At 69.4% G+C, this 21,396-nt stretch carries 17 protein-coding genes; 7 read left to right on the top strand and 10 right to left on the bottom strand.

Features of this window, described 5'->3' with window-relative positions; translation table 11 throughout:
• Positions 1–44: 44 nt before the first annotated feature.
• The 5 genes from uvrC to serC all read right to left on the bottom strand — a co-directional run bounded on the left by uvrC (position 45) and on the right by serC (position 6,544).
• The gene (gene uvrC / locus OSC30_RS10595; RefSeq protein ID WP_267171816.1) at positions 45–1,871 is read right to left on the bottom strand and encodes an excinuclease ABC subunit UvrC; all 1,827 of its coding nucleotides are present in this window, start codon (positions 1,869–1,871) and stop codon (positions 45–47) included.
• A gap of 125 nt (positions 1,872–1,996) precedes the next feature.
• Positions 1,997–2,770, bottom strand: a complete 774-nt coding sequence (gene kdsB / locus OSC30_RS10590; protein ID WP_267171815.1) for a 3-deoxy-manno-octulosonate cytidylyltransferase — start codon at positions 2,768–2,770, stop codon at positions 1,997–1,999.
• 223 nt (positions 2,771–2,993) lie between these two features.
• Complete coding sequence (aroA, locus tag OSC30_RS10585; RefSeq protein ID WP_267171814.1) at positions 2,994–4,319, bottom strand: 3-phosphoshikimate 1-carboxyvinyltransferase; 1,326 nt, start codon at positions 4,317–4,319, stop codon at positions 2,994–2,996.
• Positions 4,316–5,404: a prephenate dehydratase gene (gene pheA / locus OSC30_RS10580; protein ID WP_267171813.1), complete on the bottom strand. Its 1,089-nt coding sequence runs from the start codon at positions 5,402–5,404 to the stop codon at positions 4,316–4,318. Before pheA ends, aroA begins: the two co-directional genes overlap by 4 nt.
• A gap of 54 nt (positions 5,405–5,458) precedes the next feature.
• A complete protein-coding gene (serC, locus tag OSC30_RS10575) occupies positions 5,459–6,544 on the bottom strand; it encodes a 3-phosphoserine/phosphohydroxythreonine transaminase (RefSeq protein ID WP_267171812.1) in 1,086 nt (361 codons plus the stop codon).
• 187 nt (positions 6,545–6,731) lie between these two features.
• Between serC and OSC30_RS10570 the strand changes: the two genes are divergently transcribed.
• Positions 6,732–7,868, top strand: coding sequence for a GNAT family N-acetyltransferase (locus tag OSC30_RS10570; protein ID WP_267171811.1), 1,137 nt, complete (start codon positions 6,732–6,734; stop codon positions 7,866–7,868).
• Positions 7,865–8,599 (top strand): leucyl/phenylalanyl-tRNA--protein transferase, encoded by a 735-nt coding sequence (gene aat, locus OSC30_RS10565; RefSeq protein WP_267171810.1) that lies wholly within the window; start codon positions 7,865–7,867, stop codon positions 8,597–8,599. The genes OSC30_RS10570 and aat overlap by 4 nt, the downstream gene beginning before the upstream one ends.
• Here the strand turns inward: aat and OSC30_RS10560 are convergent.
• The 3 genes from OSC30_RS10560 to OSC30_RS10550 form a co-directional block, all read right to left on the bottom strand.
• Positions 8,596–9,426 carry an HD-GYP domain-containing protein gene (locus tag OSC30_RS10560; RefSeq protein ID WP_267171809.1) on the bottom strand — a complete coding sequence of 277 codons (831 nt, stop codon included), beginning with the start codon at positions 9,424–9,426 and terminating at the stop codon, positions 8,596–8,598. The two genes, aat and OSC30_RS10560, sit on opposite strands and share 4 nt — an antisense overlap.
• 150 nt (positions 9,427–9,576) lie before the next feature.
• Positions 9,577–10,836 carry a flavodoxin-dependent (E)-4-hydroxy-3-methylbut-2-enyl-diphosphate synthase gene (gene ispG, locus OSC30_RS10555; RefSeq protein ID WP_267171808.1) on the bottom strand — a complete coding sequence of 420 codons (1,260 nt, stop codon included), beginning with the start codon at positions 10,834–10,836 and terminating at the stop codon, positions 9,577–9,579.
• Positions 10,837–11,742: 906 nt separating this feature from the next.
• The gene (locus OSC30_RS10550) at positions 11,743–12,228 is read right to left on the bottom strand and encodes a hypothetical protein (protein ID WP_267171807.1); all 486 of its coding nucleotides are present in this window, start codon (positions 12,226–12,228) and stop codon (positions 11,743–11,745) included.
• Here OSC30_RS10550 and OSC30_RS10545 point away from each other — a divergent pair.
• Together OSC30_RS10545 and OSC30_RS10540 are read left to right on the top strand one after the other, a co-directional pair.
• The gene (locus OSC30_RS10545; protein ID WP_267171806.1) at positions 12,227–13,525 is read left to right on the top strand and encodes an SDR family oxidoreductase; all 1,299 of its coding nucleotides are present in this window, start codon (positions 12,227–12,229) and stop codon (positions 13,523–13,525) included. The two genes, OSC30_RS10550 and OSC30_RS10545, sit on opposite strands and share 2 nt — an antisense overlap.
• Positions 13,525–13,992 (top strand): DUF2269 family protein, encoded by a 468-nt coding sequence (locus OSC30_RS10540; RefSeq protein ID WP_267171805.1) that lies wholly within the window; start codon positions 13,525–13,527, stop codon positions 13,990–13,992. The genes OSC30_RS10545 and OSC30_RS10540 overlap by 1 nt, the downstream gene beginning before the upstream one ends.
• A 51-nt stretch (positions 13,993–14,043) precedes the next feature.
• On the opposite strand, the gene OSC30_RS10535 is transcribed toward OSC30_RS10540, so the two are convergent.
• Entirely contained in the window at positions 14,044–15,993 is a 1,950-nt protein-coding gene (locus OSC30_RS10535; RefSeq protein WP_267171804.1) for an acetyl-CoA hydrolase/transferase C-terminal domain-containing protein, read from the bottom strand.
• 80 nt (positions 15,994–16,073) lie between these two features.
• On the opposite strand from OSC30_RS10535, the gene OSC30_RS10530 reads away from it, so the two are divergent.
• The 3 genes from OSC30_RS10530 (at position 16,074) to OSC30_RS10520 (ending at position 20,574) form a co-directional block, all read left to right on the top strand.
• The gene (locus OSC30_RS10530) at positions 16,074–17,495 is read left to right on the top strand and encodes a phospholipase D-like domain-containing protein (RefSeq protein ID WP_267171803.1); all 1,422 of its coding nucleotides are present in this window, start codon (positions 16,074–16,076) and stop codon (positions 17,493–17,495) included.
• Between the two features lie 172 nt (positions 17,496–17,667).
• Positions 17,668–19,023, top strand: coding sequence for an exodeoxyribonuclease VII large subunit (xseA, locus tag OSC30_RS10525; RefSeq protein WP_267171802.1), 1,356 nt, complete (start codon positions 17,668–17,670; stop codon positions 19,021–19,023).
• A 117-nt stretch (positions 19,024–19,140) separates the two neighbouring features.
• Complete coding sequence (locus OSC30_RS10520; protein WP_267171801.1) at positions 19,141–20,574, top strand: aldehyde dehydrogenase family protein; 1,434 nt, start codon at positions 19,141–19,143, stop codon at positions 20,572–20,574.
• 14 nt (positions 20,575–20,588) lie between these two features.
• Here OSC30_RS10520 and OSC30_RS10515 read toward each other — a convergent pair whose 3' ends face one another.
• Positions 20,589–21,356, bottom strand: a complete 768-nt coding sequence (locus OSC30_RS10515; RefSeq protein ID WP_267171800.1) for a YdcF family protein — start codon at positions 21,354–21,356, stop codon at positions 20,589–20,591.
• Positions 21,357–21,396: the final 40 nt, after the last annotated feature.

Genomic DNA, 21,396 nt, shown 5'->3' with positions numbered 1-21,396 from the left:
TTCCGTCGGTTGGATTTGCTCAGTGTCGCACGGGGAAATGCGAGTTATCCGTGCAGGGCGGCATAGATGCGCTCGGCCAGGCCGCGATCGATGCCCTTGATCGAGGCAAGCTCCTCCACGCCCGCGGATTCGACGCCGGCCAGGCCGCCGAAGGCCTTGAGCAAGGCTGCGCGGCGCCGTGCGCCGATGCCCGGCACGTCCTCCAGCACGCTGCGCTCGCGCGCCTTCTCGCGACGTTTGCGATGGCCGCTGATGGCGAAGCGGTGGGCCTCGTCGCGCACGGCCGCCACCAGGTGCAAGGCCGGCGAGGCCGCGCCCGGATGGATCTCGCGGCCGGAATTGGCGAGCACCAGGGTTTCCTCGCCCGCGCGGCGTCCCGGGCCTTTCGCCACGCCGACCACGTCGATACCGGAGACGCCGAGCTCGGCGAGCACGTCGAGCGCCTGCGCGACCTGTCCGCCACCGCCGTCGATCAGCAGCACGTCGGGTTTGGCGCCCTCGCCCGCCGCCACTTTGCGGAAGCGCCGGGTGAGTGCCTGGTGCATGGCCGCATAGTCGTCGCCCGGCGTGATGCCGGCGATGTTGAAGCGCCGGTAGTGCGACTTCTCCGGACCTTCGGGGCCGAACACCACGCAGGAGGCCACCGTCGCCTCGCCGCGCGTGTGGCTGATGTCGAAGCATTCGATCCGGCGCGGCGGCCCGGACAACTCCAGCAGCTTCTGCAGATCCTCGAAGCGTGCCGTCAACGTCTGCCGGCTGGCCAGGCGCGAGGTAAGCGAGGCCTGCGCGTTGCGCTCGGCCATCTGCAGGAACCGCGCGCGTTCGCCGCGAACGCTGGACTTGAGCTCTACCGCATGGCCGGCCTGCTCGCACAACACCTGCGCCAGCAGCGCCTGATCGGGAATGGCCTCGCCCAGGATCAGTTCGCGCGGCACCGGCCGCTCCAGGTAGTACTGCGCGATGAACTGGCCGAGCACGTCGGCCGGTTCGGCATCCAGCGGCAGGCGCGGGAAGAAGTCGCGCGTGCCCAGGCTGATGCCGTTGCGGAAGAACAGCACGCTGACGCAGGCGATGCCGCCCTCGATGCGGCAGGCGATCACGTCCATGTCCGCGCTGGCGCCCTGCACGTGGTGCTGCGCCTGCAACTTGCGCAGTGCGGCGACCTGGTCGCGCAGCGCGGCGGCACGTTCGAAGTTCAGCGCGGCGGCGGCCTTTTCCATGGCGACGGCAAGTTCGTCGATCACCGCGCTGCTGCGCCCTTCGAGAAACATCTCGGCGTGGCGCACGTCGTTACGGTAGTCCTCCACCGAGATCAGCCCCACGCAGGGAGCGCTGCAACGGCCGATCTGATACTGCAGGCACGGCCGCGAGCGGTTGCGGAAATAGCTGTCCTCGCACTGGCGCACCTTGAACAGCTTCTGCATCAGGTTGAGGCTTTCGCGCACCGCGTAGGCACTTGGGAACGGTCCGAAATAACGCCCCGGCAGGTTCTTGGCGCCACGATGGAAGGCCAGTCGCGGGTAATCCTCCCCGCCGGACAGATAGATGTACGGGTAGCTTTTGTCGTCGCGCAGCAGGATGTTGTAGCGCGGCTTGAGCGACTTGATCAGCTGCGATTCGAGCAGCAGCGCCTCGCCCTCGGTGCGCGTGACGGTGATCTCGCAGCGCGCGATCTGCGACACCATCGCGCCGATGCGCGGCTCCATCCGGGGCTTGAGGAAATAGCTGCCGACGCGTTTCTTGAGGTTGCCGGCCTTGCCCACGTACAGCAGCTCGCCGTCGGCGTCGAAGTAACGGTAGACGCCGGGCGAGGTGGTCAGTGTATGGACGAAGGCCTTGCCGTCGAACGGCGGCGACTGGGACGGCTGCATGCGACGATTCTAGCCGCTCCGTCAAGGGTCGCCGTGAGCAGTTGCCGAACGGGTGCCGTAGGGTGGGCTTCAGCCCACCGTCCCGGTCGCGGCAGGAGCCGGTGGGCTGAAGCCCACTCTACGGCTCATGGCTGGGTGGCGAGCCAGCGCTCCGCGCGCTCCAGGTCCGCTTCGGTGTCGATGCCGGGCGGGAACGGCTCGGGCGTCAGCCGCACGGCGATCGGGAAGCCGTGTTCGAGCACGCGCAGTTGCTCCAGCGATTCGACCTGTTCCAGCGGCGTGCGCGGCAGGCCGGTGTAGCGGCACAGGAAACCGGCGCGGTAGGCGTAGATGCCGATGTGGCGAAGGAACGGCATGTCTTCGGGCAAGCTGTCGCGGTCGGCGGCGAAGGCGTCGCGCGCCCACGGCAACGGTGCCCGGCTGAAATACAGCGCACGCCCGTCCGTTCCGCGCACCAACTTGACCACGTTGGGGTCGAACAGCTCATGCGCCTCGCTGACCGGCGTGGCCAGCGTGGCCATCGGCGCATCGTCCTCGGCCAGTGCGCGGGCCACCTCGCGGATGCCGGCGGCCGGGGCGAACGGCTCGTCGCCCTGCAGGTTCACCACGATGGCGTCGTCCGGCCAGCCGTAGCGGGCGGCGACCTCGGCCAGCCGATCGCTGCCGGAGGCATGGTCGGCGCGGGTCATGCAGATGTCCACGCCCTGCCCGGCCAGCGCCTCGGCCACGCGCGGATCGTCCACCGCCACCACCACCTGTCCCGCGCCAGCGCGCAAGGCGCGCTGCGCCACGCGGACGACCATCGGTACGCCATCGATGGCGCGCAGCGGCTTGGCCGGCAGGCGGGTGGAGCCGTAGCGGGCGGGAATGGCAACGATGAAGGGCGGGACGGCGGGCATGGTGTGGAAGACACGGGAAAGCGGCGAGCCTAGCATCGGCCGAACCGGGACGGCAGGCCCGGCGCCCTTCCCGGCCTCGTCGCCGCTCCGTTCTCGATAGGAACGCCCTTGGGCGCGACCGTAATGGTCGATGACGGTCGCGCCCAAGGGCGCTCCTGCAAGATCCGTCGGAAGCCAGGAGCCCTTCCCGGGTACACGCCGGGAAAATCGCCGGAGCGATGGGTCAGGCCAGTCTCAGCGCGAACCCGCAGCCGTTGGCCAATTCCATGAAGCCGGGGAACGAGGTCGCCACGTTATGGCAGTCCTCGATGCGCACGCCGTCACGGGCGACCAGGCCCGCGACAGCGAAACTCATCGCCACGCGGTGATCGCCGTGGCCGTGGACGGTGCCGGACGCCAGCGTGCCGCCGGTGATGGCGGCGCCGTCGGGCGCTTCCTCCACCGCCACGCCGAGCGTGCGCAGGCCGGCGGCCATGGTGGCGATGCGGTCCGATTCCTTCACGCGCAGCTCCGCCGCGCCACGGATCACGGTGGTCCCTTTCGCGCCCGCGGCGGCGATGAACAGCGCCGGCAACTCGTCGATCATGTCCGGCACCAGCGCCGTGGGCAGTTCGATGCCGTGCAGCGGTGCATGGCGCACGCGCAGGTCCGCCACCGGTTCGCCGCCACTGTGGCGCTCGCCGATGACCTCGATGTCGGCGCCCATCAACCGCAGGGCCAGCAACAGGCCTGTGCGGCGCGGGTTGAGGCCGACCGCGCGCAGCAGCAGGTCCGACCCCGGCACCAGGCTTCCGGCGACCAGGAAGAACGCCGCCGAGGAAAAATCGGCTGGCACGTGCACGTCGGTCGCGCGCAGCGCGTGGCCGCCGGCGAGCCGCACGCGTCCGGGCTCGAACCGGATCGGCCAGCCGAACGCGGCAAGCATGCGCTCGGTGTAGTCGCGGGTCGGATGCGGCTCGAGGATGTCGGTTTCGCCCTCGGCGTAGAGACCGGCGAGCAGCAGCGCGGACTTGACCTGTGCGCTGGCCACCGGCGACTCGTAGCGGATGCCGCGCAACCGTTGCCCCCCATGGACCTGCAGCGGCGGCAGGCCGTCGCGCGTGTCGATGCGCGCCCCCATCCGCACCAGCGGCTCGGTGACGCGGCGCATCGGCCGGCGCGACAGCGAGGCATCGCCCACCAGCGTCGCATCGAACGCCTGGCCCGCAAGCAGGCCGGCGAGCAGGCGCATGCCGGTACCGGCGTTGCCGCAGTCCAGCGCGCGATCGGCACCGCGCAGGCCATGCAGGCCGACGCCGTGCACGATCCGCTCGCCCGCCGCGGGCGTTTCGATCGACACACCCAGTTGCGCCAGCACCGCCGCGGTCGCGCGGGTGTCCTCGCCCTCCAGGAAGCCGCTGATGTGCGAGTTCCCTTCGGCCAGCGCCGCCAGCATCAGCGCCCGGTGCGACACCGACTTGTCGCCCGGCATCGCGAGAGTGCCGCGCAGCGGACCGGCAGGCCGGCTGACCCAGTCCAGCCGCGCGGCGGCGTCGAGCGCGCCGCTCACGGCAAGGCCACCGGATAGGAGCCCAGCACGCGCACCTGCGTGGCGACCGGTCCCATGTCGTCGAGCGCGGCCTGCAGCGGCGCATCGTTGATGTGGCCGGAGACGTCGATGAAGAACGCGTACTGCCACTTGCCCGTGTGCGCCGGGCGCGACTCGATGCGGTTCATGCTCACATGATGTCTGGCGAACGGGCTGAGCACGTCGTACAGCGCGCCGGGCTTGTCGTTGACGGTGACCAGAAGCGACGTGCGGTCGTTGCCCGAAGGCGGAAACAGCGAGCGGCCGATCACCAGGAAGCGGGTGGTGTTGTCGGCGCGATCCTCGATGCCTTCGGCGAGCGCGGCCAGGCCATACACCTTGCCTGCGGTCCTGCCGGCGATGGCCGCTGCGTCGTCCGCATGCCGCGCCAGCCGCGCCGCCTCCGCATTGCTGCCCACTGCCACGCATTCGACCTCCGGCAGGTTGATGCGCAGCCAGGTCTTGCACTGCTGCAGCGACTGCGCGTGCGCGAACACGCGCCGCACGTCGCCGAGCGCGGCAGCCTTCGACAACAGGCACTGGTGCACGCGCAGTTCGATTTCGCCGCAGATGCGCGCCTCCGAAGTGAGGAACAGGTCCAGCGTGACCTGGATCATGCCTTGCCCCGAGTTTTCCACCGGCACCACGCCGAAGTCCGCATGCCCGGCGGCGACCTCCTGGAACACCTCCTCGATGCTGCCCAGCGGCAACCCATAGGCGGCGTGGCCGAAATGCTTGCGTACCGCCTGCTCGCTGAAGGTGCCTTCCGGCCCGAGGAAACCGATCTTGAGCGGATCTTCCTGCGCCAGGCAGGAGGACATGATCTCGCGGAACAACCGCACCATCTCGGCGTCCGACAGCGGACCGGCGTTGCGGTCCACTACCATGCGCAGCACGTGCGCCTCGCGCTCGGGCCGGTAATAGTCGATCGCCGAAAGCCCCTCGCCCTTGACCCGTGCCACCTCCTGCGCGCGGTTCGCGCGTTCGGAAATCAGCTCCTGGATCTGTCGGTCGATGCTGTCGATGCGGTCACGCACCTTGCCCAGCGATTCCTTCGGGTCGTTCATTCGGATGTCCGGAAGTCTAGAAGGCCAAACGTACAGGAAAGTCCGGCGCGATGCTCAGCCATGGCGGCGCTTGAAATCGCCCATGAAATCCACCAGCGCCTCGACCGCCTCCAGCGGCACGGCGTTGTAGAGCGAGGCACGCATGCCGCCGAGTGCCTTGTGACCCTTCAGCGCGAGCAGGCCGGCCGCCTCCGACTCGGCCAGGAACGCCGCCTCGAGTGCGCCGTCGTGCAGGGTGAATGGCACGTTCATGCGCGAGCGCGAGGGCGGATCGACCGGGTTGCGATAGAAGCCATCCGAGTCGTCGATCACCCCGTAAAGCCGCGCGGCCTTGGTGCGGTTGCGCTCGCCGACGGCGGCCAGGCCGCCCTGCCGCTTGAGCCACTGGAACGTCAGCCCCGCCAGGTACCAGCCCCAGGTGTTGGGCGTGTTGAGCATGGAGCCGGCGGCGGCGTGTTCGGCATAGCGGAAGATCCGCGCCATCGGCCGGCCCGGCCGGTCGAGCAGGTCGCGGCGCACGATCATCAGCACCAGCCCGGACGGACCGATGTTCTTCTGCGCGCCGGCGTAGACCAGGCCGAAGCGCCGCACGTCGAGCGGCCCGGACAGGATGTTGGAAGACAGGTCGGCGACCAGCGGCACCTCGCCCACCTCGGGCACGTCGTGGAATTCGACGCCATGGATGGTCTCGTTGGGCGTGTAGTGCACGTAGGCCGCGCCGGGATCCAGCCGCCACTGTCCCCGCGGAGGCAGTCGCAGGTGGCCTTCGGCCTTGCTGCTGGCGGCCAGGTTCACGTGCAGGTAGGGCGCGGCCTCGCTGGCGGCCTTTTCGCTCCAGTGTCCGCTGACGATGTAGTCGGCGCGCTCGTCCGGCCCGGCCAGGTTCATCGGGATCTGCGCGAAATGCTGGGTGGCGCCGCCCTGCAGGAACAGCACCGCGTAGTCGTCCGGCACGCCGAGCAGGTCGCGCAGGTCCGCCTCGGCCTGTTCGGCCATGGCGATGAAGCGCTTGCCGCGGTGCGACTGCTCCATCACCGAGGCGCCGCTGCCGTTCCAATCCAGCAGCTCGCGCTGCGCCTGCTCGAGCACCGCCTGCGGCAATGCGGCCGGCCCTGCACTGAAGTTCCAGACCCTGCCCACGGCTCGCGTCCAAATCTTGGGGGAAGCCGCATTATGGCGCGGTGCAACATGGCGCCGTCAAATGGCCTCGCCGAACCCTCCCGAGCGCCAGGCGGGGGGGCGCCGCCGCTGGTGCGCCGTGCGTTGGGGTGCGCAAGTTCGCTAGTCTTGCCGCGTGCGTCCTTCGCCATCTCAGCCGTCCCCATCGATGCTCACCGCCCGCTTCCATCCCGACATCGCCGAGCTTCCGGCGGCGACCTGGGATGTGTTGCTGGGCGGCGACCATCCGTTCGTCTCGCATGCGTTCCTGCAGACGCTCGAGCGCACCGGCTGCATCCGGCCGGAGTGGGGCTGGCAGCCGCATCACCTGGGACTCTACGAAGGCGATCGCCTGGTGGCTGCCGCGCCGCTGTATCTGAAAGGCAATTCGCACGGCGAGTTCGTGTTCGACTGGAGCTGGGCGGGTGCGTGGGAGCGCGCCGGCGGCAGCTACTACCCCAAGCTGCTCAACGCCGTGCCCTACTCGCCCGTGCCCGGACCGCGGTTGCTTGTCGGCCAGGGCGCGCACGCGTCGCGGTTGCGGCAGGCGCTGGTGGAAGCCATGCGCGCCGAGACCGACCGCCTGGACCTGTCATCGGCGCACGCCAACTTCCTGGCTCCGGACGAGCTCGCCGCGTTCGGCCCGGAGTGGCTGGCGCGCTCGGATGTGCAGTTCCATTGGCACAATCGCGACTACGCCGATTTCGACGCGTTCCTCGCCACGCTCAAAGCCAAGAAGCGCAAGAACATCCGGCAGGAGCGCGCGCACGTGGCCGCCAGTGGCCTGGCGATCCGGATGCGACCGGGCAGCAGTCTGGGTGCCGCCGAGTGGCGCCAGGTGCATGCGCTGTACATGGCGACGTTCGATGCCAAGGGTAACCACGCGGTGCTGACCGGCGATTTCTTTTGCGCACTGGGCGAACTGGGCGACACCGTGCAGGTGGCGACCGCCGGCGAGGACGACCGCATCCTGGCCATGGCGCTGTTCCTGCAAGGCGAAGACACGCTCTACGGCCGCTACTGGGGCGCCCACGTGGCCGTGCCCGGGCTGCATTTCGAGCTGTGCTACTACCTCGGCATCGAGCACGCCATCGCCAACAGTCTGCGGCGCTTCGAGCCCGGCGCGCAGGGCGAGCACAAGCTCGCGCGCGGCTTCGTGCCGATGCGCACCCATTCGCGCCACTATCTGGCCCATCCGCAGTTCCGCCTGGCGGTACGCGATGCGCTGGTGCACGAGGCGCGTGCGATCGACGACTACATCGCCGAGCTGGCCACCCACACGCCCTATGCGGAGGCTTGCCGGTGATCCGTCTGCCGCTGCTTGACCCGCTGTCGCCCGAACGCTTTCCCGACGCTCGCCAGGCGTTGACCGAACCCAACGGCCTGCTCGCCTTCGGCGGCGACCTGTCGCCGCGGCGTCTGCTGGCCGCCTACGAGCACGGCATCTTCCCGTGGTTCGGCCCGGGCGAACCGCTGCTGTGGTGGTCGCCCGATCCGCGCTGCGTGTTCGATACGGCCACCCTTCGCGCCAACCGCAGCCTGCGCCGCGCGCTGGCCGGCAAGGACTGGCGGGTGACCGTGGACCAGGCCTTCGTGCGCGTGATGCACGCCTGCGCGGCACCGCGGCCCGGGCAACCGGGTACCTGGATCGGGTCGTCGATCATCGATGCCTACGCCGCGTTGCACAGCCAGGGCCACGCGCACAGCGTGGAGGTGTGGGAGGGCGAGGTACTGATCGGCGGCCTCTACGGCGTCGGCGTGGGACGGCTGTTCTGCGGAGAATCGATGTTCAGCGCGCACAGCGGCGGCTCGAAGCTGGCCCTGGTGGCGCTGGCGACGCTGTTGCGCGAATGGGGTTTTCCGCTGCTGGATGCGCAGGTGAGCAATCCGCATCTGTTGGGCCTGGGCGCGCGCGAGATTCCGCGCGAGGCGTTCCTTGCGCAGGTGCGCAAGCTCGTGGCCGAGCCGTTCGATGCGGCGCAGTGGAGCAAGGTCGGCACGCGGTCCGCGACCGACTATCTCCAGGCCAGCCCCTAGGCCTGCGTCATCGGCTGGGTGGCTTCGCCCATGCCCAGCGCTTTGATGTCCTGGTAATGGTCGAGAAACAACTGCACCAGGTGCGGATCGAGCTGGCTGCCGGCGGCGCCGCGCAGGTAGCTCAGCACCTCGCTTTCGGGCCAGGCCGGTTTGTACACGCGCGGAAAGCTCAACGCGTCCCACACATCGACGATGCTGAAGATGCGCGCGGCCAGCGGAATCTCCTCGCCGCGCAAACCGCGCGGATAACCGCCGCCATCCCAGCGCTCGTGATGCGCATGGGGAATGTCGGTGGCCTCGCGCAGGAAGTCCACCTGCTCCATCAGCTCGCGGCCGATGTCCGGGTGCCGGCGCATGTGCGCCATCTCGGCCTCGTCCAGCTTGCCCGGCTTGATCAGGATGGCATCGGGAATGGCCAGCTTGCCGATATCGTGCAGCAGCGCGCCGAACTTGAGCGAGAGCAACGCCTCGCCCTGCATGCCGACCAGCCGTGCCAGGCCCATCGCCATGCGCATCACGCGGTCGGAGTGGTCGCGGGTTTCCTTGTGGCGGATGTCCATCGCCGAAACCAGCACGCGCAGGGCTTGCTCATGTCCATGCACCAGCTGCCGGTTGATCGCCGCCAGGCGGGTCAGGTCACGGCCGATCAACCAGTACAGCATGGCGCCGGTCATCACGACGAAGAACCAGCCCTTGAAACTTTGCGCCCAGGTCAGCTTCGACGGATCGAGAACGAGCATCGCCAGGGCATGATCGGACAGCCAGATCCACAGCGCGGACAGGGCGACGTAGAGGAAGACGGTGCGGAACTGCGGGCTGATGGACACGCCGGGACTCCCCTGCCGATACGGCGGAGCGGCCATTCTTCCGTGCCCGTGAAGACACTGTCGACAAACCATCTCCGGACCTTGTCACCGGATCACGCCAGCGTGATCTGGCGCACAGTTTCGATACAACGTCCCCGCTTGAAAAACGAGTCAACCGGCGCGCGTCACGTACTTGCGGGCCACGTAGTCGTCCAGGATGCGGACGAATTCCTCGGCAATGTGCTCGCCACGCAGCGTCATCGCCTTCTCACCGTCGATGAACACCGGCGCCGAAGGCGCCTCGCCGTTGCCGGGAAGCGAGATGCCGATGTTGGCGTGCTTGGATTCGCCCGGGCCATTGACCACGCAGCCCATCACCGCGAGGGTGAGGTTCTCCACGCCGTCGTACATCACGCGCCATTCGGGCATCTTCGCGCGCACGTGCGTCTGCACGGTCTTGGCCAGTTCCTGGAAGAACTCGCTGGTGGTGCGGCCGCAGCCCGGGCAGGCGGTGACCAGCGGGGTGAACGCGCGCAGGCCCATCGTCTGCAGCAGCTCCTGCGCCACCACCACTTCGCCGGTACGCGGGGCGCCCGGCTCGGGCGTCAGCGAGATGCGGATGGTGTCGCCGATGCCTTCCTGCAGCAGCACCGCCAGTGCCGCGGCCGAGGCGGTGATGCCCTTCGAGCCCATGCCGGCCTCGGTCAGGCCAAGATGCAACCCATAATCGCAGCGCGCGGCCAGGTCGCGGTAGACCGCGATCAGCTCCTGCACACCGGAGACCTTGCAGGACAGGATGATGCGGTCGCGCGGCAGGCCCAACTGCTCGGCACGTGCCGCCGAATCGACCGCCGACCGGATCAGTGCCTCGCGCGCGACCATGCCCGCTTCCCACGGCTGCGCGCGCTGCGCGTTCTCGTCCATCAACGTGGCGACCAGCGCCTGGTCGAGCGAGCCCCAGTTGGCGCCGATGCGCACCGGCTTGCCGTACTGGACGGCCTTCTCGATGATCGCCGCGAACTGGCTGTCCTTCTTCTTGCCGAAGCCGACGTTGCCGGGGTTGATGCGGTATTTGGCCAGCACCTCGGCGCAGGTCGGCTCGGCTTCCAGCAACTGGTGGCCGTTGTAGTGGAAGTCGCCGACGATCGGCACCTCCACGCCCATCATCGCCAGTCGATCGGCGATGCGCGGCACGGCCGCCGCGGCGGCGGGCGTATTTACCGTGATGCGCACGATTTCCGAGCCGGCGCGCGCCAGTTCGGCGATCTGCTTGGCGGTGCTGGCCGGATCCTCGGTGTCGGTGTTGGTCATCGACTGCACCACGATGGGCGCGCCGCCACCGACCATCACCTTGCCCACGCGTACGCCCACGCTGGACCGGCGCATCGCGGGGCCGGCCGGACGCGGCTGCTGGGAAACGGAATCACTCATGGATCGCAATCTGGGTCACGCCGCGATGGCTGCGGCAATGCACAAGAATACCACCCGTGTGAGCGTCGCTCGTTGAGGTCTTACTTCCTGGGAAAAGGTTGGTCTGAGGGGCGGGCTCGCGGGAATGCGGGTGGGAATGTTGTCGTTCTTGCGTGGCCTTTCCGCGACTTGGCTCGCCTGCGGCGGGCTTTCGATCGCCTGTCGGCGCTCGAGTCTCTTTTCTTTGCGGACCCAAAGAAAAGTAACCAAAAGAAAGGGTCTGGTGGAGCGCGGTGAGAGAGAAGAGCTAGGCGCCCTCTCGCCTTGCCTGGCTTGCGCCTGCTCATAGAGGAGCTGCCGCCGCTTTACCGCGGTAGCTCGGGAGCTGCGTGCTCTGCTCCCTCTCCCCTCCGGGGAGAGGGCTGGGGTGAGGGGCCGGGGCTCGCGGGAATGTCGGCAAGGACGCTGTCTGGGCTTGTCGTTCTTGTGCGGCCTTTCCGCGACCTGGCTCGCCTGCGGCGGGCTTTCGATCGCCTGTCGGCGCTCGAGTCATTTTTCTTTGCGGACCCAAAGAAAAGTAACCAAAAGAAAGGGTCTGGTGGAGCGCGGTGAGAGAGAAGAGCTAGGTACCGACTCGCCTTGTTTGGCGAGCCCCTGCTCTTAGAGGAGTTGCCGCCGCTTTGCCGCGGTCGCGCGGGAGCCGCGCTCCGCTCCCTCTCCCCTCCGGGGAGAGGGCTGGGGTGAGGGGCCGAGGCTCGCGGGAACGTCTGCAGGGCTTGTTTTGCTCGCTGTTCTTGTTTTCCCGTGGCTTGGCCCGCCTGTCGGGGAACGAGGCTCCATCCTCAATTTGCCTGGGTGATCGAGTTGGAAAGATTCGGCGCTGGGCTTACGTGGGTTCTCTCTCGTCTTCGATGGGATGACCAGCCATCAGCGCACGTAGCGCCGGCAGGCCCGGGCGCCGGCGAACAGGCCCATGCCGAAGGCCACGTAGACGGCCGCGATGGACCGGCGGCTGATGTGGCGTTCGAAGCCGGGCCGGAACCGGCGCGGCGTGATGGTGTAGTCGACCACGCAGGCTGCCGTCGCCACGATTGCGGCACGCGCGGCCGATACGCGCGGCGGCGCGGGCCGGCGCAGGCACCAGGCCTCATAGATGCCTGCCCACAGCAGCGAGCTGAAGTGGTGCACGAGGTAGCCCACCGCCGTATAGCGCCAGCTCGGTGCCATGTGCCGCTTTGCGCGCCTGCCCCAGAACCACTGGCTGGCGGCGTTCACCCCGGCGAAGGGTGCGCGCGCTTCGCATGCACTACACGTAGCCACCACCACGCTCGATAGCACCGCGGCGATAGTGCCGCTGAAGTTGGTGCGGACGATCCATGAGGGCGGTTTCAGGCGCGCGAGCGGCGTGGGCATGATCGAGGGCTCCGAGGGGAACAAGACGCGCCTGCGCGTGCTGGTGCTGGGTGCCGAGGGGTTGATCGGCCGCGCGGTGTGCGATGCACTGCAGGCCGCCGGCCATCGCCCGGTGCCCGGCGTCCGACGCCGGCAGGGTAGCGGTGGCGCGGGTGTAGACCGCGTCGAGGTGGATTTCGCCCACGACATCCACCAGGCCGACTGGCTGCCGCGGCTGCGCGGCATCGACGCGGTGGTCAACGCGGTAGGCATCTTCGCCGAGCATGGCGCGCAAAGTTTCCGGCGCATCCACGCGCAGACGCCGCGCGCGCTGTTCGCGGCCTGCCGCGAGACCGGCATTACGCGGGTGGTGCAGATCTCCGCGCTGGGCGCGGACGAGCATGCCAGCAGCCGCTTCCACCGCAGCAAGCGCGCCGGCGATGCCGCGCTGCGGGCGATGGTGCCCACCGGCACGGTGTTGCAGCCCTCGCTGGTGTTCGGCGCGGCGGGCGCGAGCAGCCGCATGCTGATGTCGCTTGCCTGGCTGCCGCTGGCGGTGTTGCCCGGCGGCGGGCGCCAGCCGATCCAGCCCATCCATGTCGACGACCTGGCCGCGCTGGTGGTGCGCCTGCTCGAACACGACACGCGACCGGAGTGCCTGGCCGCGGTTGGCCCGCAGGCATTGTCGCTGGTGCGCTACCTGGCGCTGTTGCGCCACGCGCTGGGTGGCGGCCGGCTGCGCGTGCTCGGCATTCCCACGACCTGGCTGGCGCGGCTCGGCCGGCTCGGCGGACATTGGGTGGATCGCGAGGCGCTGGCCATGCTCGAGCGCGGCAGTACGGCCGATGCGGCGCCGGCCACGCGATGGCTGGGACATGCGCTGCGGCCGCCGCGACTGTTCCTGTCCTCGGCCGAGGCGGCGGACCTGCGCGTACTGCTGGCCTGGCGAGCCTGGGCCGTGGCGGGGCGCGTGGCGGTGGCGCTGGTATGGCTGGTCACCGGCGTGCTGTCGCTGGGCGTGTATCCGGTCGCCGGCAGCCTCGCCCTGCTCGGGCGCGTCGGGCTGCACGGCACGATGGCTTATGTCGCCCTTTACGGGGGTGCGCTGCTCGATCTCGCGTTTGGCGTCGCCACCTTGTTGCTGCGGCGCCGGGCCTTGCGGCGGGCCTACCTGGCGCAGGTGCTGCTGATCCTTTCCTACACGGCCATCATCACGGTCGCCCTGCCCCAGTTCTGGCTGCATCCGTTCGGGCCGATCCTGAAGAACCTGCCGATGCTGGCGCTGATCGGCATGCTGTATGCGTCGGAGCGGCGCTGATGGAATACCTGGTCGTCAAATGGCTGCACGTGCTGTCGTCCACGCTGCTGTTCGGCACCGGCATCGGCACGGCGTTCTATCTGCTGGTGGTGAGCCTGCATCGCGACGTGCGGGTGGTGGCGGTGGTGGCGCGCTACGTGGTGATCGCCGACTGGCTGTTCACCGCCACCACGGTGGTGTTCCAGCCGTTGAGCGGCTTCTGGCTGGTGCACTGGGCGGGAATGCCCTGGCGCAGCGGCTGGCTGGGCTGGTCGGTGCTGCTGTATGCGCTGGCGGTGGCGTGCTGGCTGCCGGTGGTGGTGCTGCAGGTGCGCATGCGGGACCTGGCGGTCCAGGCCGATGCCGATGGCGAGCCATTGCCGCCGGCATATTGGCGCGCGTTCCGCGCTTGGGTGGTGCTTGGGGTGCCAGCGTTCTTCGCCTTCGTGGCGGTGTTCTACCTGATGGTGGTCAAGCCGCCTTTGTAGGGTGGGCTTCAGCCCACCTTGTGGTGCGGGGATGGTGGGCTGAAGCCCACCCTACGAGGATTTCGAACGGCGCAAGGCGGCGAGGACGATGCGCTGTTGCAAACGGTTGCCGATGCCTTGGGGCCGGACCAACTGCATGCGTTCGAGTGCCGCGGCCTCGCCCGCCACTGGTTCGCCCGGCCGCATGAACGCCTTGGCCAGCGCCACGCGTCCACGCCAGGTCACGGCCCGCTCCTTCAACCAGCCCAGCGCAGGCAGCAGTTGCTGCTCGATCTCGTCGAAGTCGCTGCCGAACGGAAAGGTCGGCAGCAGGGCGGCGCGCCGCAGCGGCGCCAGCGCCTCGGCCAGGCACTCGGGGCGATGCCGGCGCCAGGCGTCGGGAATGCGGAAGCCGGGCGCGAGCTTGCCGTTGGCCTTGGCCTCGGCGGCCAGCGCGTCGAGGAAGCGTGCGTCGCAGATCGACAGCATCGCCTCGATGCACTCGCTGTCGCTCTTGCCGCGCAGGTCGGCGGCGCCGTATTCGGTCACCACGATGTCGCGCAGGTGGCGCGGGATGGTGGTATGGCCGTAGTCCCAGCGGATGTTGGTGCGCACCTCGCCATGCTCTCGGCGGGTGGCGCGCAGCAGCAGGATCGAGTGGCCGTCGTCGAGCTCGTGGGCCATCGCGACGAAGTTGTACTGGCCGCCCACGCCGCTGACCACCTGGCCGTCTTCCAGCGCATCGGACACCGCCGCGCCGAGCAGCGTGGCCATCATGCAGGTGTTGAAGAAGCGCGCGCCGCGGCGCTGCAAGGCGGCCAGCACCTGGTGGTCGCCGTAGAGCTGGTTGACGTTGGACACCGGGCACATGTCGATCGCGTCCGGGTCGGCGGCCTCGGTGGCGTGCAGCCATTCGTATAGTTCGCGGCTGCCCAGGAAGAATGCGCCACGCAGGTAATGCCCGCCTGGCGTGGCGGGGTTCAGCCGTCCGGCCACCGCCGCCTTCTCCAGCGCCAGGTTGTCCCAGCTGCGGCGCTTGAGGATGCCCGCGCGGGCCAGGTGCATGAAGCCGTCCATGACCATCTCGCTGGCGCCGTACAGGCCCGTCGCGAACGGCTCCAGGCCGCCGATGCGCCGGGCCAGCGCCAGGGTCGGGCTTTCTCCATCGAGCGCGCGCAGGCCGTCGCGCCAGGCGGTATTGTCCCGCTGGCGCAGCAACAGGGCCTGCACTAGAGCATCGGACAGCGCACCAATGCCGATCTGCAGGCAGCCGCCGTCGCGGACCAGCGCGCTGGCGTTGAGGCCGATCGCGTATTCGGCGATGCCTACCGGCACGCGAGGCAGCGCGAACAGGCGCGGGGATTGCGCCGGCGCCAGCTCCATGTCGAAGAACTCCGCCGCAACCTCGGCATGCCCGCTCATGTAGGGCAGATCCGGATGCACCACCGCCACGCACAACGGCCGCGGCTTGCCGGCGCGCTCGCATTGCGCCAGGAAGTCCAGCGTCAGATCCGGATTGCTGGACAGGCTGTAGCGCACGCCCCCGGACGTCTCGCGCCGCGCCACCAGTTGCACCAGCAGGTTGACGTCCTGCGCGGCCAGGTCGCGCGCCACGTGGGTGTAGTTCTGACTGATGTAGTCCCGCTGCGCCCGCGGCGCGTGCAGCAGCGCGCCGGACTGCAGGTAGAACTCGTGCACCGCCACGTTGCCGGGCAAGGCATGACGCTGTTCGGCCAGGGCGTATTCCGGATCCTCGTAATCGTCGCCGAAGTGGCGTTCCAGGAAGGGCGCGAGGAAACGCTCCTCCAGGCCCGGCCGCGGTTTCGGCCGGGTCAGCGACAGCGCGGTATAGAGCGTGAGCGAGCGCGCCGGATCGGCCACGGTCAGCCGGTACAGGGCGTTGAGCAGGCCGTGCGGTTTGCCCAGGCCCAATGGCGCGGCGACGCACAGGTGCGGCCCCAGCCGGTCGGCGATGAGGTTGGCGCAGGCGGCGGTGTCCTCGAGGCGCGGCGCGGGCGGCATGCACCGATCATGGCAGAAGCCGGCCGCGGCGCGCATCCGCTTCGACGTGGATCTGCCGGGCCATGCCATACACTCGCCCCATGGCGACCCTACCGCTGATTCCATCCGCGCCCAGCCGCTTCCTTGCCGAACAGGCATTGAGCCGGGCCGCCGGCGCGCCGCTGATCGGCGGCAACGCGGTCGAGCTGCTGATCGACGCGCAGGCGCACTACGACGCCTGGCTGGTGGCCATCCGCGGCGCCCGCGAGCGCATCCTGCTGGAAAACTACCTGATCAGCGACGACACGGTCGGCCGCGCCTTCCGCGACGCGCTGGTCGAGCGCGCCCGCGCTGGCGTCACGGTGGCGGTGGTGTACGACTGGCTCGGTTGCCTGGGCCAGTCCGGCCGCGCGTTCTGGCTGCCGTTGCGGCGCGCCGGCGGGGAGGCGCGCGTGTTCAACCCGCCGCAGCTGGGCAAGCCGTTCGGCTGGATCACCCGCGACCATCGCAAGATGCTGGTGGTCGATGGCGACCAGGGCTTTCTCTCCGGCGTGTGCATCAGCGCGCGCTGGCTGGGTGACGCGGCGCGCGGCGTGCCGCCTTGGCGCGACACCGGCGTGGCGCTGCGCGGCCCGGCCGTGGCGGAGCTGGAACACGCTTTCGCCCAGAGCTGGGCCGGCCTGGGCAAGCCGCTGGCGCTGCCGCCGCCGCAGGACCGCACCGCCGGCGAGATCGCCCTGCGCGTGATCGCCACCCAGCCGGCCACCGCCGGCATGTACCGGCTCGACCAGCAGGTCGCGGCGATGGCGCGCCGCACGCTGTGGATCACCGACGCCTACTTCGTCGGCATGGCGCCCTACGTGCAGGCCCTGGCCTCGGCGTCGCGCGACGGCGTGGACGTGCGCTTGCTGGTGCCGGGCACCAGCGACATCCCGATGGTCGCCGGGCTGTCACGCTCGGGCTACCGGCCGCTGCTCAAGGCGGGCATCCGCGTGTTCGAGTGGAACGGATCGATGCTGCATGCCAAGACTGCCGTGGCCGACGGCCAGTGGGCACGCGTGGGCTCGTCCAACCTCAACATCGCCAGCTGGCTGGGCAACCGCGAGATCGACGTGGCAGTGGAGGACACCGGCTTCGCCGGCCAGCTCGAGCGGCAATACGAGCGCGATCTGGAAAACGCCACCGAGATCGTGCTGGCGCCACGGCGTCGCCGCCCGCACATCGCGCGCGTGCAGGCCAGCACCGAGCGCCCGCCGCGGCCCAAGCGCCCGGGCGGCAGCTCCAGCCGCGCCGCGGCGGGAGCGCTGCGCATCGCCAATACGGTCGGCGCGGCGCTGACCGACCGCCGCGTGCTCGGCGACACCGCCCGCGGTCCGTTGCTGGCGGGCATCGTGGCGCTGTCCCTGCTGGCGGCGGTCGCGCTGGCCTGGCCCAAGGCAGTGAGCTGGCCGATCGCGGTGCTGTCGGCGTGGTTCGCGTTCAACCTGGGAATCCGCTTGTGGCGGTTACGCCGACGGCATTGACACGCCCGCCCCTTTTGCAGGAACTCGTTGTGGGCGATGTTTTACGACGCCCGGCCAGGAACATCGCCCACAAGTGGGCTTCTGCAAAGGCTTGCGTTGACGTGAGGTAGATCCTGCGCTTGTTCACCCAAGCGCATGTCAGGCAAGCACTTCATGCTAGGCTCCCCGGTCCATGCGCACCCCCGACCAAGCCACGGCCCCGCCGCGCAACATCCTCACCCCGAGCACGCTCAACCGGCTGGTGCGCGGGCTGCTGGAGGATGCGCTGCCGCTGGTGTGGATCGAGGGCGAGCTGTGCAACGTGTCGCGCCCGGCCTCGGGGCATCTGTACTTCACCCTGAAGGATGCCGGCGCCCAGGTGCGCGCGGCGATGTTCAAGCCCAAAAGCAGTTGGCTGCGCTTCAAGCCGGTCGACGGCATGCACGTGCTGGTGCGCGCGCGGGTCGGGCTGTACGAGCCGCGTGGCGAATTCCAACTGGTCGCCGAACACATGGAACTGGCCGGCGAAGGTGCGCTCCGGCGCGAGTTCGATCTGCTCAAGGCGCGACTCGATGCCGAAGGCCTGTTCGAGCCCTCCCGCAAACGCCCCCTGCCCCGGTTCGCCCGCCGCATCGGCGTGATCACCTCGGCCACCGGCGCGGCGATCCGCGACGTGTTGAGCGTGCTGCGGCGGCGCTGGCCGCTGGTCGAGGTCGAGGTATTGCCGGTGCCGGTGCAGGGTCGCGAAGCGCCGCCAGCGATCGTGGCGACGTTGCGCAAGGCCTCGGCCAGTGGTCGCCACGACGTGCTGCTGCTGACCCGCGGCGGCGGGTCGCTGGAAGACCTGATGGCCTTCAGCGACGAGGCGGTGGCCCGTGCCGTGCACGCCAGCGCGATCCCGGTGGTGAGCGCGGTCGGCCACGAGATCGACTTCTCCATCGCCGACTTCGTTGCCGATCTGCGCGCGGCCACCCCGTCGGCGGCCGCCGAACTGCTGGTACCCGATGCTCTGGCCGTGCGCCGCCACCTCGGGCAACTGAGTGAACGCCTGCAATTGCTGCAACGCCGGCGGCTGCAGGCACAGACCCAGCGGGCCGACCACCTGCTTGCCCGGTTGCAGGCGCAACGGCCGCAGGCGCGGCTGGCACGCGACCGCGAACGACTGGCGCAACTGCACCGCCGCCTGCACGCCGCGCTGCGCGAGCAGGCGCGCGCCCGCGCCAACCGCCTCGACCGCCTGCGGGCCGGATTGCTGGCGCAGCACCCGCGGCAGCGCCTGGAGGTGCTGCGGCGACGCCTGGCCGAACGCGAGCGCTCCCTGCAGCAGTGCATGGGCCATCGCCTGGAACGCGCGCGCCTGACCCTGCGCCAGTCCGCGCGTGCGCTGCAGGCGGTCAGCCCGCTGGCCACGCTGGAGCGCGGCTACGCGATCGTGTTCGACAACGAAGGCCGCGTGCTGCGGGCCGCGAAGGATGCGCCGCCGGGTACGACCCTGCGGGCGCGGCTGGCCGAAGGCGAGCTTTCGCTCAAGGTCACCGACAAGTCGTAGGGTGGGCTTCAGCCCACCGTCGTCGCACCGGGATGGTGGGCTGAAGCCCACCCTACGACTCACGCGTCGGCAACGCGGTCGGCGGCAACCTGCCCTGGCCCCATCCGGGAGACGCCCATGCTCGACAAGACCTACCCCTATTACCTCGCCAATCGTCCGCAGCAGCCCAACGCCGAGCTCGAGGTGCGCGACAAATACAGCGGCAAGGTTGCCACCCGCGTGGCCGTGCCGGATGCGCGCGCGATCGAGAAGGCGATCGTGGCAGCGGTCAAAGCCACCGCGCCGATGCGCGCGTTCAAGCCCTGGGCCCGCCAGGCGGTGCTGGAACATTGCGTGGCGCGTTTTACCGAGCGCCGCGACGAGTTGGCGATGGCGCTGTGCGTGGAGGCAGGCAAGCCGATCAGGGACGCGGCTGGCGAGGTCACCCGCCTGATCGAAACCTTCCGTATCGCCGCCGCCGAAGCGGTGCGCCTGGATGGCCAGACGCTCAACCTGGAGCTGGCACCGCGCCTGGATGGCTATCACGGCTACACCCGCCGCGTACCGATCGGAGCGGTGTCGTTCATCACGCCGTTCAACTTTCCGCTCAACCTGGTCGCGCACAAGGTCGCGCCGGCGATCGCCGCCGGCTGCCCGTTCGTACTCAAGCCTTCGGAGAAGACGCCGATCGGCGCGCTGATCATCGGCCAGGTGCTGGCCGAGACCGACCTGCCCCGCGGCGCGTTCTCGATCCTGCCGGTGGACGGCGAACATGCCACGCCGCTGGTCGAGGACGAGCGCTTCAAGCTGCTCTCCTTTACCGGCGGGCAGATCGGCTGGGACCTGAAGGCGCGCGCAGGGCGCAAGAAGGTGGTGCTGGAGCTGGGCGGCAACGCGGCCTGCATCATCGACGCCGACCAGGCGGGCAAGCTCGACGCGATCGTCGAGCGGCTGGTGTTCGGAGCGTTCTACCAGTCCGGCCAGAGCTGCATCGGCGTGCAGCGTATCTATGCGCACGCCTCGCTCTACGAGCCGCTCAAGAAGAAGCTGGTCGCCGCCACCAGAAAGCTCAAGGCCGGCGACCCGAAGAAGAAGGACGTCTTCATCGGCCCGATGATCGACGAGGCCGCCGCCGAACGCCTGCAGGGCTGGATCGACGAAGCCCGCCGCGCCGGCGCCCGGCTGCTCTGCGGCGGCAAGCGCCAGGGCAACATGCTGGAGGCGACGCTGATGGAGGACGTGCCCCGGGAGGCCAAGGCCAACCGGCTGGAAGCTTTCGGTCCGTTCGCCCTGCTCGCGCCGTTCGACACCCTCGACGAGGCCATCGCCCAGGTCAACGACGCCGACTACGGCCTGCAGGCAGGCATCTTCACCGACTCGCTGGAACACGCCATGCGCGCCTGGGACGAGCTCGAACAGGGCGGCGTGATCGTCAACGACATTCCCAGCTTCCGCGTGGACAACATGCCCTACGGCGGCATCAAGCTCTCCGGGTTCGGCCGCGAGGGCGTGGGCTACGCCATCGAGGACATGAGCGAGGTGCGGCTGATGGTGATGCGCCGGAGGGAGTGAGCCCCCGCCCGGGTTCAATCTTCGGCCGGCCTGCTGTTCTTTATCGCCACGCCGCCGCGGCCGCGCCACGCGTACCAGTGGTAGAGCGCCATGCCGACGTATTCGTGCAGCGCGATGTTGGTGACATACAGGTTGTAGGTGCTCGGTGCCAGCGACCACACCCCTTTCAGGTAGTCCGCGCGCACCGGGGTCACCGCGATGCCGAAGTGCTCGAACGAAAACACCGCCCGCCGCATGTGGTGCGCCGAGGTCACCAGCCATACCCGGTCGGCTCCGATCCGCCGCAGCTTTGCGCGCGCATAGCTGGCGTTGCCCCAGGTATCGAGGCTGCGCCGTTCCAGCACCTGGTCCTGCGCCGGCACGCCTAGCTTCATCAGCGTGCGCTGGTAGGTGTCCGACAGGGACTCGCCCGTCTTCTCCGCATCGCCGCCGCTGACCAGCACGGTGCAGCGCGCACCGGACTGGCGGCAATCGCGGTACAGCGCGACCGTCTCGGCGATGCGCGAAAAGGCCGTATGCCCCGGCTCCAGCGGACCGCCCGGCGGATAGGTAGCCCCGGCGGTGAGCAGCACGATGGCATTGGACGGGGCCCAATCCAGCGCCGGTCGCTGCGCGTAGGGCGACTGCCATGCCCGCAACAGCAACTTCGGCAGCGCGCCGCAGCCGGCCACCACCAGGAACGCCAGTCCAGCCACGATGCCGGCCAGCCGCAACCGCCGCCAGCCGAAATGGCCGGCCAGCCATGCTCCGCCAAACAGCGCCATCAGCAAGTACAAACTCATCTGAAGTCCTTCACTTCGATCGCCTGTGCATTATGCCGGT

The organism is Frateuria hangzhouensis, assembly GCF_026410505.1.
Taxonomy (GTDB): domain Bacteria; phylum Pseudomonadota; class Gammaproteobacteria; order Xanthomonadales; family Rhodanobacteraceae; genus Frateuria_A; species Frateuria_A hangzhouensis.
This window is presented reverse-complemented; position numbering and strand designations above follow the sequence as displayed.

What these genes read in the sequence shown, in the direction of transcription:
- xseA (WP_267171802.1), top strand. Translation starts at nt 17,668, where the DNA reads ATGCGCACCCCCGACCAAGCCACGGCCCCGCCGCGCAACATCCTCACC.
- OSC30_RS10550 (WP_267171807.1), bottom strand. Translation starts at nt 12,228, where the DNA reads ATGCCCACGCCGCTCGCGCGCCTGAAACCGCCCTCATGGATCGTCCGC.
- pheA (WP_267171813.1), bottom strand. Translation starts at nt 5,404, where the DNA reads ATGAACGACCCGAAGGAATCGCTGGGCAAGGTGCGTGACCGCATCGAC.
- uvrC (WP_267171816.1), bottom strand. Translation starts at nt 1,871, where the DNA reads ATGCAGCCGTCCCAGTCGCCGCCGTTCGACGGCAAGGCCTTCGTCCAT.
- ispG (WP_267171808.1), bottom strand. Translation starts at nt 10,836, where the DNA reads ATGAGTGATTCCGTTTCCCAGCAGCCGCGTCCGGCCGGCCCCGCGATG.
- OSC30_RS10535 (WP_267171804.1), bottom strand. Translation starts at nt 15,993, where the DNA reads ATGCCGCCCGCGCCGCGCCTCGAGGACACCGCCGCCTGCGCCAACCTC.
- OSC30_RS10520 (WP_267171801.1), top strand. Translation starts at nt 19,141, where the DNA reads ATGCTCGACAAGACCTACCCCTATTACCTCGCCAATCGTCCGCAGCAG.
- OSC30_RS10515 (WP_267171800.1), bottom strand. Translation starts at nt 21,356, where the DNA reads ATGAGTTTGTACTTGCTGATGGCGCTGTTTGGCGGAGCATGGCTGGCC.
- OSC30_RS10530 (WP_267171803.1), top strand. Translation starts at nt 16,074, where the DNA reads ATGGCGACCCTACCGCTGATTCCATCCGCGCCCAGCCGCTTCCTTGCC.
- kdsB (WP_267171815.1), bottom strand. Translation starts at nt 2,770, where the DNA reads ATGCCCGCCGTCCCGCCCTTCATCGTTGCCATTCCCGCCCGCTACGGC.
- OSC30_RS10570 (WP_267171811.1), top strand. Translation starts at nt 6,732, where the DNA reads ATGCTCACCGCCCGCTTCCATCCCGACATCGCCGAGCTTCCGGCGGCG.
- OSC30_RS10545 (WP_267171806.1), top strand. Translation starts at nt 12,227, where the DNA reads ATGATCGAGGGCTCCGAGGGGAACAAGACGCGCCTGCGCGTGCTGGTG.
- OSC30_RS10540 (WP_267171805.1), top strand. Translation starts at nt 13,525, where the DNA reads ATGGAATACCTGGTCGTCAAATGGCTGCACGTGCTGTCGTCCACGCTG.